This window comes from Rhodococcus opacus B4 (assembly GCF_000010805.1).
Lineage (GTDB): Bacteria > Actinomycetota > Actinomycetes > Mycobacteriales > Mycobacteriaceae > Rhodococcus_F > Rhodococcus_F opacus_C.
Window position 1 is genome coordinate 3,980,335 of the sequence record NC_012522.1, and the last position, 15,347, is coordinate 3,995,681.

18 protein-coding genes are annotated in these 15,347 nt (G+C 66.5%); 8 read left to right on the forward strand and 10 right to left on the reverse strand.

Annotated elements, in window-relative coordinates:
- Positions 1–107: 107 nt before the first annotated feature.
- The 5 genes from ROP_RS18175 (at position 108) to ROP_RS18195 (ending at position 3,459) form a co-directional block, all read left to right on the forward strand.
- On the forward strand, positions 108–410 hold the full coding sequence (locus ROP_RS18175; protein WP_012690867.1) for a hypothetical protein: 303 nt from the start codon (positions 108–110) through the stop codon (positions 408–410).
- A 604-nt stretch (positions 411–1,014) separates the two neighbouring features.
- Complete coding sequence (locus tag ROP_RS18180) at positions 1,015–1,296, forward strand: hypothetical protein (RefSeq protein WP_012690868.1); 282 nt, start codon at positions 1,015–1,017, stop codon at positions 1,294–1,296.
- Complete coding sequence (locus tag ROP_RS18185; protein ID WP_012690869.1) at positions 1,293–1,565, forward strand: hypothetical protein; 273 nt, start codon at positions 1,293–1,295, stop codon at positions 1,563–1,565. The genes ROP_RS18180 and ROP_RS18185 overlap by 4 nt, the downstream gene beginning before the upstream one ends.
- A gap of 174 nt (positions 1,566–1,739) precedes the next feature.
- Positions 1,740–2,903, forward strand: coding sequence for a Gfo/Idh/MocA family protein (locus tag ROP_RS18190; protein WP_012690870.1), 1,164 nt, complete (start codon positions 1,740–1,742; stop codon positions 2,901–2,903).
- A gap of 85 nt (positions 2,904–2,988) precedes the next feature.
- A complete protein-coding gene (locus ROP_RS18195; protein ID WP_012690871.1) occupies positions 2,989–3,459 on the forward strand; it encodes a DUF4440 domain-containing protein in 471 nt (156 codons plus the stop codon).
- A gap of 47 nt (positions 3,460–3,506) precedes the next feature.
- Here ROP_RS18195 and ROP_RS18200 read toward each other — a convergent pair whose 3' ends face one another.
- Positions 3,507–4,913 carry a guanine deaminase gene (locus ROP_RS18200; RefSeq protein ID WP_012690872.1) on the reverse strand — a complete coding sequence of 469 codons (1,407 nt, stop codon included), beginning with the start codon at positions 4,911–4,913 and terminating at the stop codon, positions 3,507–3,509.
- 213 nt (positions 4,914–5,126) lie between these two features.
- Positions 5,127–5,894, reverse strand: a complete 768-nt coding sequence (locus ROP_RS18205) for a hypothetical protein (RefSeq protein ID WP_043824942.1) — start codon at positions 5,892–5,894, stop codon at positions 5,127–5,129.
- 142 nt (positions 5,895–6,036) lie between these two features.
- Between ROP_RS18205 and ROP_RS18210 the strand changes: the two genes are divergently transcribed.
- The gene (locus tag ROP_RS18210; RefSeq protein WP_012690874.1) at positions 6,037–7,266 is read left to right on the forward strand and encodes a cytochrome P450; all 1,230 of its coding nucleotides are present in this window, start codon (positions 6,037–6,039) and stop codon (positions 7,264–7,266) included.
- A 3-nt stretch (positions 7,267–7,269) separates the two neighbouring features.
- Here the strand turns inward: ROP_RS18210 and ROP_RS18215 are convergent, their stop codons facing one another.
- The 3 genes from ROP_RS18215 to ROP_RS18225 all read right to left on the reverse strand — a co-directional run bounded on the left by ROP_RS18215 (position 7,270) and on the right by ROP_RS18225 (position 9,592).
- Complete coding sequence (locus ROP_RS18215; RefSeq protein WP_012690875.1) at positions 7,270–7,950, reverse strand: class I SAM-dependent methyltransferase; 681 nt, start codon at positions 7,948–7,950, stop codon at positions 7,270–7,272.
- A 127-nt stretch (positions 7,951–8,077) separates the two neighbouring features.
- Positions 8,078–9,043, reverse strand: coding sequence for a sugar phosphate isomerase/epimerase family protein (locus ROP_RS18220; protein ID WP_012690876.1), 966 nt, complete (start codon positions 9,041–9,043; stop codon positions 8,078–8,080).
- A gap of 84 nt (positions 9,044–9,127) precedes the next feature.
- Entirely contained in the window at positions 9,128–9,592 is a 465-nt protein-coding gene (locus ROP_RS18225; protein ID WP_012690877.1) for a nitroreductase/quinone reductase family protein, read from the reverse strand.
- Positions 9,593–10,506: 914 nt separating this feature from the next.
- Here ROP_RS18225 and ROP_RS44225 point away from each other — a divergent pair.
- Entirely contained in the window at positions 10,507–10,767 is a 261-nt protein-coding gene (locus ROP_RS44225; RefSeq protein WP_012690878.1) for a hypothetical protein, read from the forward strand.
- Positions 10,768–10,776: 9 nt separating this feature from the next.
- On the forward strand, positions 10,777–10,962 hold the full coding sequence (locus tag ROP_RS44230) for a hypothetical protein (protein WP_012690879.1): 186 nt from the start codon (positions 10,777–10,779) through the stop codon (positions 10,960–10,962).
- A gap of 5 nt (positions 10,963–10,967) precedes the next feature.
- Here ROP_RS44230 and ROP_RS18235 read toward each other — a convergent pair whose 3' ends face one another.
- From ROP_RS18235 to ROP_RS18255, 5 genes are read right to left on the reverse strand one after another with little or no spacing between them, the layout of a single operon-like run.
- Positions 10,968–11,807 (reverse strand): metallophosphoesterase family protein, encoded by an 840-nt coding sequence (locus tag ROP_RS18235; protein WP_043824943.1) that lies wholly within the window; start codon positions 11,805–11,807, stop codon positions 10,968–10,970.
- A gap of 32 nt (positions 11,808–11,839) precedes the next feature.
- The gene (locus ROP_RS18240) at positions 11,840–12,733 is read right to left on the reverse strand and encodes a carbohydrate ABC transporter permease (RefSeq protein ID WP_012690881.1); all 894 of its coding nucleotides are present in this window, start codon (positions 12,731–12,733) and stop codon (positions 11,840–11,842) included.
- Between the two features lie 7 nt (positions 12,734–12,740).
- The gene (locus ROP_RS18245; RefSeq protein WP_012690882.1) at positions 12,741–13,694 is read right to left on the reverse strand and encodes a carbohydrate ABC transporter permease; all 954 of its coding nucleotides are present in this window, start codon (positions 13,692–13,694) and stop codon (positions 12,741–12,743) included.
- Positions 13,694–14,557: a phosphodiesterase gene (locus tag ROP_RS18250; protein ID WP_012690883.1), complete on the reverse strand. Its 864-nt coding sequence runs from the start codon at positions 14,555–14,557 to the stop codon at positions 13,694–13,696. The genes ROP_RS18245 and ROP_RS18250 overlap by 1 nt, the downstream gene beginning before the upstream one ends.
- Before the next feature lie 25 nt (positions 14,558–14,582).
- Positions 14,583–15,332: a tyrosine-protein phosphatase gene (locus ROP_RS18255; RefSeq protein ID WP_012690884.1), complete on the reverse strand. Its 750-nt coding sequence runs from the start codon at positions 15,330–15,332 to the stop codon at positions 14,583–14,585.
- Between the last annotated feature and the right edge of the window lie 15 nt (positions 15,333–15,347).

Sequence of the window (15,347 nt, forward strand, 5' to 3'; positions counted from 1 at the left end):
GCACTACGAGGGCGCGCATCCGAACTGTCCCTTCGAGAGATACGGTTTCGCATTCGCGTCCCAGGGCATAGCTATTGCAGATGTCAACGACAAATGAGGCGAAGATCATGACCACCGAACCAGGCAAGCAGCTACACGAGGAACCACAATCCGAACGCGGACCCCAGGGATCGCGAGACGCGGGTCCGGACCAGGCCGGCGCAGACGAGACGGGCCGCGAGGCCGGTTCGCTGAATCAGGAGGAAGTCGCCTCCACCGCGGAGCAAGGCAGGAACCCTACGGCCGCCGCCGGCTCGTTGCCGCCCGGTGACGCCGAGCCGCCGATTCCGCCGTACGAAGGCCGGACGACGAGCACGCAGTCGGGGCGCCCGGAGCACGACGACCATGTGGACTCCGGCGGCACGCAGTAGCCGGAATTGATGGAGACCGAGGCAGCGACTCGTGAGTGGGGCCCGCGCACCAGGCGGGCGCCGGTAAGGCCGAACGCACGAACTAGCGACGATTCGAATAGCCGTGCACTGCAGATCGGTTCGGAGACCTGCCGCATGAGAAGGCGTCCCGCCGGGTACACGTCTTCCGTGGAGATCATTGGAATCCTGATTCTGGTCGGCGTCATCGCGTACGTCTCGTTCAAGAGACGCGGAAGGAAGAAGTCCACGGGGAACTGAACGCGGAATACAACCCGGCGGTCGGCTGTTGAAAGTGGCGACAGTGGCGCGCATACCCCGGGTACCGCATCAGAAAAGTCGCCGAGAGCGACCACTTGCCGAGAGGCGCTGTGGCGTCACTGTCACCCGCGACCGGGCAAGACCTACAGTGCGTAGCGTTCTCGGAGCGGATGAGGAGCCGCCGACGCCGGGGAAGGTGCCGGCGGCTCTCCTCTGATTTCCCACGTAGTCCACGTCGAAGGTGTTCACGCCGGGATTCGGGTAGTCGACTACTCGGTTCAACCGGCGAAGGTCGCCGTACGGTCGGTCCTGTATCGCATTCGCGAATCGATGAAAGGACACCGAAATGGCTTGGTCGACAACGCCTCAGGGGCTTTTTCTCGCCGCTGGTCAGGCGAATCAATTCTCCTTCTCGTTCGGGGACATCTGGAAGGGGCCGCAGCTGGCGACGGCGAAACTCGATGCCAGTCAGGGAGGCGGCGGCACGAAGATCCTGGTGACGCAGTGGCAGGGCACCGCCAACCAACCGGTGTTCGGCGGACCCAGTAAGCAGTGGTACGTGCTCGGCATTCACAACAGCTCGAACTCGGGCATCTGGTTCCATCTCGAAGGAGGCGTACTCGCATGACCACACCGAAGGTTTCCCACGTGCAGGTCCTGGCCGACGAGACCGGCAGCATTCTCGCCGCCGTCATGCGGACCGCGGAGCCGGATTCGAACCCGGGCCCGGGTGAGGACGTCGCGCCCCAGGTCTCACTTCTCGCCTCGGAAGGGCAAGTGTTGCACGACCTCTCCATTTCCGGGGATTCGGGGGAGGAGATGTTCGAGTCGCTCGATCAGTGCGTGGTCCGGGTCGACGCCGGCGTGCCGACGTTGGTGCGACGCGCGGGCGCCTAGCGGTCGAGGGGGCGAGGGACCGCCGGGCCGGGGACCGGCGGTCCGCTGCTTCGGGCGGAAACCCATCAATTTCCCCTCGAGAGCCACTTTGTCCGCACAAACGATTGACGTCGCTCGCGGCGCGCAGCACAGTCGTAGAGACACCCGCCGCACCGAGTAGTTCCGGAGTCTCCCTTGACCATCGAAAACCGCACCGAGATCGCAGTAGCCGTAGCCGGATTCGGCTGGATGGGCCGAGTGCACACGAACGCTTATCTACGGCAGCGCCACCACTTCCCGGAAGTCCCGGCGATCCGGCTGGGCGCCGTCGCCGACGAGGTGCCCGGCCGGGCCGAGGAAGCCTCTGCCCAGTTCGGGTTCGGCGCGGCGCTGACGGACTGGCGCGACATCGCCGCCGACGAGAACATCGACGCGGTCAGCATCACCGCACCCAACTTCCTGCACCGCGAGATCGGCGTCGCGATGGCAGAGGCGGGCAAACACATCTGGATCGAGAAGCCGGTCGGGCTGTCGTCGGAGGACGCGAAGGCTGTTGCCGACGCCGTCGAGAAGGCCGGTGTCCAGTCGACCGTCGGGTTCAACTACCGGCACGCTCCTGCCGTCGCGATGGCGCACGATCTCATCGCCTCGGGCGAACTGGGCACCATCACCCATTCACGGTTCCGCTTTCTCAGCGACTACGCCGCCCATCCGGACGGCGCGCTGAGCTGGCGTTACGAGAACGCGCGCGGTGGGTCGGGCGTGCTGGGCGATCTCGCCTCGCACGGCGTCGACCTGGTCAGGTATCTGCTCGGAGACATCGACGCCGTCGTGGCCGATACTGCCGTCTTCATCCCGCAGCGCGCCGTCCCGATCGGGGCCACCAGCGGGCACGCACGCGCGACCGGCGGCGAGCTCGGCACGGTGGAGAACGACGACTTCGTCAGCGCGCTGGTCCGTCTGGCATCGGGCGGACGGGTGACACTGGACGCCAGCCGCGTGGCCGTCGGAGAGCAGAACAACTACGGGTTCGAGATCCACGGCACGAAAGGTGCGGTGTACTGGGACTTCCGCCGGATGAACGAACTCGGCACGAGCCTCGGAAGCAGGTACCAGGACCAGCCGGTCACGACGGTCTGGGTGGGACCCGACGCCGGGGCGTACGCCCGCTTCCAGCCGGGGTCCGCATCCTCGATGAGCTACGACGACCTCAAGGTGATCGAGGGAAACAACTTCATCACGTCGATCGTCGACGGAAAGCCCCGGGGCGCAACGATCGCCGACGCCGTGGCCGCGGCCGAAACCCTCGACGCCATCACCGCATCGGTCGCGTCGGGCGCGTGGGTCGGGGTGCGCTGATCCGATCCGCGCCGCCCGGTCGCGGGGTTACGCTTGATCGGTTGGCGGGTCGTTCCCGTACGCGCCCTTCTCCGCGGAGGTTCGTATGAATACCAAACCGTTCGGCACAGGCATTGCGATTCTCGCGTTGACGATCTCGGTGGTTTCATGTTCGTCGGACACGTCCTCCGACAGCGAGGACAGTTGCGTCCGCGCCAGTGACAGCGAGCTGGACGCGCTCTTCACGAGTTGGAACGACGCGCTGGTCTCCGGCGACGCGAGCAGGGTTGCCGCGCTGTACCGGCCGGACGCGATACTGCTGCCGACTCTGTCGGTGCCCATCGCCGACACCCCGGAGGAGATAACGGAATACTTCGTCAACCTGATCAAGGCCGATCCCACGGCCCGGATGGAAGAAAGTTTCAAATACTCGGACTGCAACCTCGCCTACAACGTGGGCCGCTGGGTCATCAACGCCAACGGTCAGGACGTGGCGGCGCGGGTCACGTGGGTGTACCGGTACGAAGACGGAAAGTGGCTGATCGCCAACCACCATTCGTCGGTGAACCCCAGCTGAGGCAGCGCGGTGGTGGCCGGCCCGCGGGGTCGGCCACCACCGTCGGTCTAGGACGACTGCGCGCGCTTGCCCGCGACGTACACCTCGGTGATGGACGTCTCGCGGATCCCCATCAGCAGCGCGAACAGGGTCTGATCGCGGGCGAGTTCGGGGTCCGCGGATCGAAAGCCGTTGCGCAGCAACCGGTCGAGCGCCGGTGTGCCCGACGGGTCGACGACGACGAAGTCGGCTTCCTTCCCGACGTCGAAGTTGCCGAACCGGTTCTCCATGTCCAGTGCCCGGGCGCCGCCGAGGGTGCCGACGAACAGCATCTCGGCGGGATGCATCGACACCCCGTCGTCACCGGCCTCGGTGATGTGTACCTTGAACGCGTCGCCGAGCACCCGCGGAATCAGCCATTCGTCGCCGCCGCCGAAATCGGTTCCCACGGAAATGGTGACGCCCGATGCGACCGTGCGCTTCCACGGCATCGTTCCGGATCCCAGGAACAGCTGCGAGATCGGACAGTGTGAGACCGACGTACCGGTCTCGGCCATCCGCTCGAGCTCGGCGTCCTGGCAGTGCACGCAGTGCGCGAGGATCGTGCGCCGGCCCAGCAGGCTCTTTCCGCCGACCGCCGAGCCGGGCAGGAACTTCCCGTCGTAGGTGTCCAGGTACGAGTTCACCTGGTACGTCTCCTTGGTCGAGTCGACCTCGCCGGTGCCGGGGCGGTTGTTCTCGTTGAGATGCGAGTGCACGTACACCCCGCGGTCCCGCACCTCGTCGTAGAGTTCGCCGAGATTCTTCAACGTCTCCGGCGTCACCGACAGCGAGAACCGCGGGATGATCGCCACATGCAGCAGCGCGGTGTCGACATCGCCGGTGTCGGCGCCGTGCCACTTGTCGATCTCCTCGCGGGTGAGCCGGATGGCGTCCTCCTCGGACGTCATCAACGGCTGAGCGGTTTCGTCGCCGACGGTCTGAATTCCGCGGCCACTGACGATGCGCAGACCGGCCTTCTGCGTCTCGGTGAACAAGGCGTCCTGTGCATGTGGAAACGCCGAACCGAACACCATGGCGGCGGTCGTGCCCGCCGAGATGCGCCGGTTGGTGAACTCGATGGCCGCCTGCTGCGCGAACTCCGGGTCGGCGAACTTCGCCTCCGACGGGAACATGCACAGGGTCAGCCACTCCAGAAGTTGCCCGCCGCCGTAGGAGTCACCGGCGTAGGTCTGGGGGAAATGGACGTGGGTGTCGACGAACCCGGGCAGCAGAAACCCGGGCCGGTGGTCGTGCACGGTGCCGGACTCGTATTCGGACGGGATCTCGGCGCGGTCACCGCAGAACGCGATTCGCCCACTGTCGTCCAGCACCAGGGCGCCGTCGGGTATCGACACGAGGGCGGCCGCGGCTTCGGTCACTTTCGGTGCGCCTGCGATGTGGAAGATGTGTCCGAGGTGGATGTGCGTGGCCATGCGATGAACTCCCGTCGAGTGGAACGGATCATGTCTTCTGCAATGAACTTCGGCGGCCGGGCGTTGCCCGGCCGAGTAGCACCAGTGCGGCCGCGCCGCACCCACGATGAGTAACAGCCCACACTTACAATGCCACCGATCAGACCTGGATCGCGGCCGAACAGACCAAGCCGTCTGCGTCGGATTCTGCGCGCACGAAGGTCACTGCAACGGTCAGCGGGCCTCGACGAACCGGCGGACGACCTTGTCCCATCCCAGCGACTCGAGGAGTTCCGCGGCGGCGGCCCGGGAAGTGAGTGGCCGCAGGGTGTCGATGTCGAGGTCGCCGCTGGTGCCCAGGACGTCGTCGAGGCGCAGGCAGTCGACGTATCCGTAGTCGGACCACGGTTCCACGCGCCCGTCCCAATCCGCGATGTCGGCGTACGGACCGCCGAGCCGTAGCTTCCCGCTGCGGTGGATCATCACGTACCGGGGCACCACCTGCATCGTCTCGTCGGCGGTGGCGAGGGTCGTTGCGGGGTCGGCAGCGGGATCAGCGCACGCGAGCCGACGGTCGTAGGAGGCCGTCTTGACCGTTGCGACCTCGACGAGCGCCCGCACGTAGATCCACCGTGCGCGTTCGATCGAGCCCGCCCACGCCGATTCCTCGTCGGCGCTGGAAAACACGTTCTCGGCGGGGGTCCGGATCAGCAGCCGCGTGCCCACCCGCTCGTGGTCGACGACCAGGTCGCCGTCGACGATGAACTCGTCGCCGTACTCGCGCACCCCGGTGATCGTCGCGACCGCGAGCACCTCGTCGTCGGGCGCGGTGACGAACAGTTCACGTTCGGAGAAGACACTCTCGGAATCGCCGGAAAAAGGGCCCCGACCTCTGGTGAAGGCCTCCTGCTGGGACAAGCCGGCCCGGAACCCTCCCTCGGTCATCCCCAACGGATGATCGCGCAACTCTCGCAGATCGCCGAGTCGAACCCTCAACGTCACAGGTCGTCCTCCCCGTTCATCTCCGGCGCACCGCAGGCCGACCCTATGATCATAGCCGTTGACCTGCGGTGATGCCTCACCTGCGCAACCGCTGCTCGCCCAGTAGGGTCGCAGTGACTGTTCGACCGACCGAGGGGGACCGGTGACGGGTTCTGCGTCCGAAAAAATCATCTCGCCTGCCGCACGCGTGTTCTGGGACCGCAGCTTCGCGGATCGTCGCGCCCTGTTCGAGGGTCTTCGTCAGCGGACGCCGATCGAGTTCCACACCGAAACAGACGGTCCGGGCTTCTGGTCGGTCGTCGGATACGACGACGTGGTGGCGGTGAGCCGGAACCCGGAGGTCTTCTCCTCGGCCAAGGGATTCACCATCGACGACGTCCCCGTCGAGATCCTCGAGTTCGCCATGTCGATGATTGCGATGGACAACCCCCGGCACCAGCATCTGCGGGGGATCGTGCAATCGGCGTTCACCGCCGCGTCGGTGCGGGGCATCGCCGAGCGGGTCCGTGGTCATGCCGCGCAGATCGCCGCCGACCTGCCCCGGGACACGGAGTTCGACTTCGTCCACGACGTCGCAACCCGGTTGCCAGTGCAGGTGATCTGCGAGCTGCTCGGGATCCCGGAGAGCGACCGGCCGATGATCCTGGCGGCGGCGGCCGACGTCATTTCCGGAGGTGGTGACCAGGAGTTCGTCACCGCCCCCGGCGGTGCGGCCGGTCTCGGTCAGATCTACGGGTACGCCCTCGACCTGGGCGAGCGGCGCAAGGCGGACCCCGGCGACGACCTGACGTCCCGGCTGGTGTCGACGATGGTCGACGGGGAGAGCCTCACGCCGACGGAGTTCGGGTCGTTCGTCATCCTGCTGATCACTGCGGGTTACGAGACCACCCGGCAGGCGCTGGCGTGGGCGCTGTATCTTCTCAGCGCGCACCCCCGCCAGAAGGATCTGCTGCTCGCCGATTTCGCCGGCCGCATCGACAACACGATCGACGAGGTGATCCGCTTCGCGTCCCCGGTGCCCTACATGCGGCGCACCGCGACCGTCGACACCGAGCTCGGCGGCGCCCACATCGCGGCCGGGGACAAGGTCGTCATGTGGTACCTGTCCGCGAACCACGACGAACGCGTCTTCGACGGTCCGGATCGGTTCGACATCACCCGCCCGAACGCGGGCAAGCAACTCGGTTTCGGTGCGAAAGACATCCACCACTGCCTGGGCGTGAACCTCGCAAAGCTGGAGCTGCGGGTCATGCTCGAGGAACTGTTCACCGCCCACCCCGGACTCCACGCGGTGGGGGAGCCCGAGCTGCTGCTCTCCGCGTTCATCAGCGGCATCGCGTCACTGCCGGCCCGGGCAGGCGACCGACCGTGACGGTCACGCGGGCCGGCGACCGGAAATCATGACGAGCGGCATGTCGGTGATGCGGGCCACGGTCGCGTCGTCGAGCTCGAGCCCGCCCGCGAGGTCACGCGCCTCGTCGAGACTGATCGAGCGTCCGGCGATCCAGGTGTGGAAGATCGCGAGGTTGACGGCACCGAGAATGCGCGGCGCCTTGTAGTTCTCGACGAACTTCTCGGCGTCCTCGAAACTCGTGCTGCGGTCCGCATCGGTGATCAACAGCGGGCCACCCGGTTTGAGGACGCGCACGCACTCGGCGAGCCCGGCCTCGCGCGACGACCAATGCTTGATCGAGCCGTAGCTGATCACGCCGTCGAACGTCTGATCGGCGAAGTCGAGCTTCGTGGCGTCACCCACGTCGAACCGCACCCGGTCGCCGTAGCTGCGCATGCGCTTGCCGGCGCGTTTGATCTGCGCCTGCGACAGATCGAGACCCAGGATGTGCACGTCGGGCCGCTGGTCGGCCATGTACTTGGTGAACAGCGCCCCACCGGATCCGACGTCCAGAATTCGGGCGTTCGGTGGAAGATGCGGCAGGAAGTACTCGTCGATGACGCGGCGTGAGCGAAAGACCGCCGGTGCCACGATGGTCTCGTACATCCAGGCGTGAGCCGGCGTGTAGATCGCGGTGATGGGGTCGAATGGTGCCAGCGGCATGGTCGCGCTCCTATATCCCGGTTTCCCGCGGCGTCCGAACCTGTTCGGGTCGACTGTCTGCGCCGCTGTCGCTCATAGATTAGGGGTTACCGGGCGAACACGGCGGTCCATCTGTACGGGTGTCCACCTACACGTGGGCCGGTGTCCAGTCGGGAGTTTCGGTGAGGACGACCTGGTTCAGCAGTTCGGCAGCCCGGCCGACGCCCTCGATCGAATTGACGAGCGCGTCCTCGTGTTCGATGTTGAGCGTGCCGTCGTAGCCGACGGCGCGGAGGTTGTAGACGAAATCGGCCCAGAACTGCCGCCCGTCCGGGTGCCCCAGCCCGAGGGTGACGTAGTTCCATGCGCGCTCGTGCGGGGTAGTGATCGGAACGGTGTCGAGCAGACCGTCCTTCTCTGCGTTCCACCGGTTGATCCGGATGTCCTTGGCGTGGACGTGAAAGATGGACTCGCCGAGGGAGCGGATGACGGCGGGGATGTCCGCGCCCATCCACATGAGGTGCGAGGGGTCGAGATTCGCGCCGACGACGTCCGCCCCGGCGCTGTCGATCAGCCGGTGCAGAGTCGACACGTTGTGGACGAGTTGGGCGCCGCAAGCCTCGACGGCGAGGCGCACGTTGGCGTCACGCGCGAAGGCAGCGAGTTCCTTCCAGTAGGGAATCGCCACCTCCTGCCACTGGTAGGCGAGGATGTCGAGGTTCTCCGGTGGCCAGGACGTGGTGATCCAGTTGGGCGACGAGTCACCCTCGGCGCCCGGCAATCCCGACATGAGGACGACTGTCGGGACGCCGAGCGCACTGGCCGCCGTGATGGTGTCGCGGACGACTCGAGCCTGCCGGTCGCCGGTGACGGGGTGGAGTTGGTTGCCGTTGGCGGTGAGAGCGCTGAGGGTCAGCCCGCGGGACGTGATCTTGCCGAGGAACTCCTCCCGCGCCCCTGCGGACGACACGAGGGCGGGCAGATCCGCGTGCGGACTCTCCGACCAGTTTCCCGTCGCGACCTCGACGGACGACAGTCCGTGGGTGCGCGCCAGGTCCAGTGCAGCGTCGAACGGCAGATGGCTGACCGAGTCAGTGAGTAGTCCGATTTTCACCGCGGTGCACTTCCTGTCGGGAGAGGTAGTACACAACTAGTACGTTCTAGTCGGGTGCTTTGTCAAGACATATGCCGTTTGTCGTCATCGTGAGGTGAGCCGGATGACCGGGTAGACCCGATCGGATTTGCTCTGATACTTCGCGATGCGGGGCTGGGCGGCGGCGATGCGCTGCCAGGCCTGCTCGCGGTCGTCGCCCTCGAGCTGCTGCGCGACCACAGGGGTGGCGTCGCCGCCGGGCAGTTCGATCGAGACCTCGCCGGGGTGCGCCATCAGGTTGGCGTGCCAGTCGGGATTCTGGCTCCCTCCGCCCGACGCGACGACCAGCCGGGCGTTGTCACCGTCGGCGAACCATGCCAGGGGTGACTGCCGCGGCTGACCGCTCCGGCGGCCCACCGTGTTCAGGATCAGCACGTCCATTCCCATGAATTGGCCGTGGCCGCGTCGGATCTTGCGATTCATGCGGGCGTTCATCGTCCGCTGCATCCACCGTGAAAACGCACCGGGGGTGCCGGGCTTGCGCTTGCCTGCTTGCTTGTTCGTCGTCATGCGCTCTCTCCAATCGGTCCGAGCCGTCGTGTGCTGGCAATGACGCTACGGGCGGTCCGACGCCGAGCGCTTCTTTATTCCTGATCGGTTGGCTTCGAGCGACGACGGGTGACCCGCGCGGCTCAACTGCCGTTCCGCCGGAATCGCCGTCTTCACGTCCGAACTGGCCATTGAGGACTTTCCGGAGGCGGATTAACGTGGAGGTTGCGGGCCGTATCCCGTCGGGTCGAGATTTGGCAGTCCGGGATACGACTCGCCGGGGGGCGATCGGATGTCACAGAAGTGCGTGAAGTCTGCCAGCCGGACTGGCGGTAGGGCGTTGTTCGAAGCCTGCAGTATTCCTGGGCGTTCGTCATCGTGTTCGGACCCCGTGTCGTCTCACGCGTGATCCGGGCAGAGGGGATCGGGCGTGATGGCACCAGCCAGGATGTCCGTGTCCAACACCATTCCCAACCCGTTTGGCGAGATCACTACACCGTGAACGGGAACTCTTCCGCCACGCTGAGCGGACATTTCCCCAGGTCATGGGTACGGTTTAGCTCTGACTGTTGACCTCCGTGCTGACCGACTGGACCCATACTGAAAGGCCTGACCGACTGGACCCATGGGCGTCCGAGCCCGCTGTTTTGAAATCGGTTCTCCATCACAATGCCGCGGTCGAGGACCCCGTAAGGCCGATGCTCGGCGTCGATCGGGTGGTCCCGTGCTGGGTTCCTGCGCGCTCGCCGAATCCCAGGAGGGTAGTTCCGCCGGCCGGCCGGACGGTCAGGTCGGTGTCAGGAGGGACGACACCGATCGCATTCTGGCGGGTGAGCGTTTCCTGACGCCGTCGTCGAGATCGAATGCGCGCAGGGAAAGGCTGCTGAGACCGCATTTCAGTTCCCGCCGACCTTCAGGAGATCATCATCCGCGCGTTGTACCGCGACGGCCGGACCCCGGCCGGTGACATCGCCGCGAAGGCGGGCGTCAGCACCCAGCGAGTCGCCGACGCCATCGCGACGATGCGGCACTCGGGTGACCTCGTCCTCCGGACGGACGTCGCGCGCAGCTACACCGGGTGGCCGATCAACGCCTGGTATTTCGTGCAGGTGCCGGCGTCGTCGATCGACCGGCTTCGCTCGACGCTGTCCCGGCTCGCGGAAGTCCGGCTCGCGGTCACCACCGCGAGCCGGTAAAACCTCGTCATGACCCTGTGGGTGCGCGACCTCGCCGACGTCAATCGCTTCGAGGCGCTACTCGAGAAAGTCCTCGCCGGCGCCCGCATCGCCGACCGCGCCGTCGTCATCCGCCCCGCCGTGCATGCGGGGCGTTTGCTGGATGCCCGGGGATTCGTCACCGGGCTGTCCGCACTGCACGACGACCCGGCGTAGCGATTTCAGCCGACCGGGCTGTCGAGTGCGTCGATGGCCTCGGTCACCTCGGGCACTGCGCCGGCCGCGACGTCGTCGAGGCCCGGCACGGATCGATAGCTCGCCCGCACGATGCCGCCGGTGCAGTCGTACTCGACGATGCCGAGCTGGTGCAGCGGGCCGGGGAGGGCGTCGCCTTCGCCGGCCACGAATCCGGTCGACGGCGCCCACACCTCGAGTGCGCCGTCGCGGACAGTTTGCCGGTAGCAGTGCAGGTGCCCACTGCCGACGGCAGCGAGCGACACCTTCCCGAGGATCTCGAGCAACCGCGTCCGGGATTCTCCGATGTCGACGGCATGCCCGACGGGTTCGTCGACCGCGCTCCAGATCGGCTTGTGCAGGAAGACGATTACCCGCTGCGAGTCGGGGAGTTCCGCGGCCACGTCTTCGATCCAGGCCCACTGCGCGGCTTCCCGGTCGAGACCGGAACCGAAGAGTTCACTGTTCAGTCCGAGGACCGTCCAGTCGTCGACGTCGCGGCGCCAATGGCCGGGCCCCCACACCGTTTCGAAGGCGGCGATCCGTTCGTCGGTCACGCCGATTCCCTTCCACGGCGCGGAGCCCGGTTCGCCGATGTCGTGGTTGCCGGGCACGACGAGCACCGGAGCGCTGAACCGCTGCATCAGAGCGTGCGCGTGGGCACGGTCTTCCGCGTCGTCGGGGTGGATGATCACGATGTCGCCGGAGTGCACGATCAGATCGGGACGGACCTGATTGTTCACGTAGTCGACAACGCGGTCGAAGTTCTGTTGCGTGCGCCCGCCCCGGGCGGACAGGTGCGTGTCGCTGATCTGGACGATCTTCATCGAAGCTCCTTCGGGTTGTGGTCGGCCGAACGTCATTTCAGGCCGGACCGGACGAATGCGTCGCGCACGTAGCGCTGGAGGAACAGGTAGATCAGGAAGATGGGGAGGCAGGCGAGCCCGGACGCGGCCATCACCGCGCCCCAGTTGTTGCCCTCGGCGCCGAGGAAGCTGCGGATTCCGATCTGGACGACCGCATTCGACTGCCGCATGACCAGCGACGGCCACAGGTACTCGTTCCACGCCGAGATGAACAACATGATGCCCAGTGCGGCGAGCGCCGGTCTCATGTTGGGCAGCACCACCTTCCACAGGGTCGCCCACGAGCTCTGGCCGTCGATCTGGGAGGCGTCCAGCAGCTCTCGCGGAAACGCCTCCATGTGCTGACGCATCAGCAGAACCCCGAACGCCGAGCACAGGTTCGGGATCACGATCCCCGCCACCGTGTTCAGCAGACCCAGCTGCGAGATGAGGAGGTAGTTCGGGATCATCGTGACCTGGAACGGCACCAGCCACGACCCGACGAACAGCAGGAACAGAACCTGCTTCCCGAAGAACGTCCACCGCGCGAACGCGTAGGCGGCGAGGATCGCGACCAGCAGCTGGCTGACGGACATCGCCAACGCCATGACGAACGTGTTGACCAGCATCGACGCCATCGGAATGGTCTCCCACACGTAGCGGAAGTTCTCGAGGCTGAACGGGGACGGCACGGGGCTGACGGACAGCGAATCCTCGGGACGACGGAACGCGGTGGCGAACATCCAGTACACCGGGAAGACGCTGAACACGGTGACGGCGGCGAGCACCACGTGCCCCGCCGCAACCCGGCCGCGGGAGCGGGTGGCGACCGGGGCGTCGCCGGGATCGCGGGCCGGGGCCGCGGCGGTGGCCGTGCGGGCCGGCGCGTCGACAAGTGCGAATGCCATGGTTGTCCTAGTTGTCGTAGAAGCTCAGTCGGTCCGACACCCGGACGAACACGACGGCGATCAGTCCGAAACCCAGGAAGAACAGGGTCCCGGCCGCGGCCGACAGTCCGGCGTCGAAATTCTGGAATCCGAACTCGTACAGCAGGTAGTAGATGTTGGTGGAGGAACCGCTCGGGCCGCCCTGGGTGACGATGTCGATGATCGGGTAGGCCCACTGTGCTCCCAGCAGGATCGTCATCAGGCCGAGGAACACGAGCGTCGGGGACAGCAGCGGCAGGGTGATCTTGCGGGTGATGGCCGATTGCGACGCGCCGTCGAGGGCCGCCGCCGACGCGTAGTCGGGGTTGATCCCGGCCAGCCCCGCGGAGATGACGAGCACACCGAAGCCGAGCATCTGCCATCCGACGATCAGCACGACGCCGAGCATCGCCAGACCGGGTTCGCGAAACACGTTGCCCAGTTCGAATCCGAGGGTCGCGGCCACCCTGGGAATCGTGCCGCCCTCGGGATTGAACAGCCACCGCCAGATCGCGCTGCCCGCCACCGGGGTGATGAGAAACGGCACGAAGATCAACGCCTGGTAGAGCGTCTTCCAGCGTCCCGCGACGCGGTTCGACAGCAGCGCGACGATCATCGGCAGCAGCAGCGAGAACACCATGAACGCGAGAACGTACAGAATCGTGTTCCGCAGTGCCTGATGGAGTTCGGGGAGCGACAGGACCCGAACGTAGTTGTCCATTCCCACGGGAACTTTCGGGCTGGTGGGCACCATGTTCCACTTGTAGAACGACAGCCCGACCGTCTCCCCGAGCGGCTTGTAGATCCACACGACGAGCATCACGACGGCAGGCAGAAGGTAGAGGTACGGAGAGACACCGCGTCGTACCCGCACAGCCCACGACGGGCGCGTCGCCGTCTCGGCACCGCTCGAGGACGTGGTGGACGGAACTTCGACGAACATCAGACGCCGGGCGCCGTGAGCTGTTCGATCGACTGCCGGATCTCATCCGCAGTCATCTCGTAGACCGTGGGGGACACATCGAGCGGCACCACCGTGTGCAGCACGCGGTCGCGGTAGACGTGCACCATGTTGTAACCCTGGGCGCCGTCCTGGCCTCGGATGCTGCCCGAGCCGACGAGCAGATCCTGCGTGTAGCAGGTGGCCGATGCGACCGACACCGGGATGCCCGCGAACGTGCACGTCGTGGAGAAGTGCAGGTGGCCGGCGAGGATTCCGCGGACGTCGGTGCCCGCGAGCACGGTCTCGAGCCGGTGCTGGTCCTGCAACTCCACCGACCCCATGGCGTCGAGCAGCCCCGGCACCGGCGGGTGGTGCAGGGCGAGCAGGGTGCCGTGCGGTGCGGGCTCGGCCAGGACGTCGGTCAGCCAGGCGAGTTGCTCGTCGCTGATCAGCCCGTGGTGGAACCCCGGAACCGTGCTGTCCAGCACGATGATCCGCAAACCGTTGACGTCGACGACCGCGTCGACCGAGTCCTGGGTGGGCTCGGCGTCGAGGAGGCCGCTCCGGAAGGCGGGCCGGGCGTCGTGGTTGCCCATCACCCAGATCACCTTCGCGCCGAGGCGCTCGGCGGCCGGCTCGACGATCCGGCGCAGGCGCACGTACGCCTCGGGCTCACCCATGTCGGCGAGGTCGCCGGTGAACACGATGGCCTCGGGTCGCTGACCGGTCTTCTCGAGCCGGTCGAACAGGCGGGTGAGGTTGGCGTCGCTGTCGACGCGGTCGTGGAGCAGGTCGCCGTCGGTGACGAAGTGGGTGTCGCTGACGTGCAGAATGTAGTGGTCCGGTTCGCCGTACTGGGACATGAAGTTCTCTCCTGTGGAAGTGGTGTCAGGCAACGAGTGCGCTACGCAGGTTGTCGAATTCGCCCTCGGTCATGCCGTGGGCCTGCAGGTACCCGCGGACGCCTCCGTGTGTGGCGGTGATCGAGTCGAGAGTCGTGCGCATCAGCGCGGACGGGCTGGCGCCGACCAGGTGGTCGACGTCCACGCCGTCGGGAAGGCCGCGGGCGCGCATCTTCTCGGCCATGCCGAGCGCCCAGTCGCCCGCCAGCAGAACCTCGGACGTCGCGTAGTCGGCGACGATGTCGCGCCCGTCGACACCCACGGCCGCAAGGGTCAACGCCACGACCAGGCCGGTGCGATCCTTGCCCGCCGTGCAGTGCACGACGGTGGCGCCGTCGCCCGAGGCGGCGATGGCACGGACCGCGCGGGTCAGGCGATATCCGTAGTTCGCGACCATCTCTCGGTAGACGACGGCGAGGTCGAAGTTCGCGCCGTCGAGGTCGATCTCCCCCTCGTACACCGGCAGGTGCTCGACCCGGTGACCGACGCCGTCGAGGGCGGTCGGGTTGTCGTCGCGCTCCTGCTGTTCGCGGAGGTCGATGACGAGTGCGAGTTTCCGCTCGCGGAGGAGGTCGCGCGCGGGCTGGTCGAGCTTGTGAAGCGCGTCCGACCGGAACAGTTTGTTCCACTTGGTCGTTCCCGTCCCCGTGGGGAAGCCACCGAGATCGCGGAAGTTGTACGTGCCGGTCAGGTTCAGGCGCCGATGAGTGCTCGGCGCCGGCAGGGTGCTCGTCATGTGTCGATGTCTCGT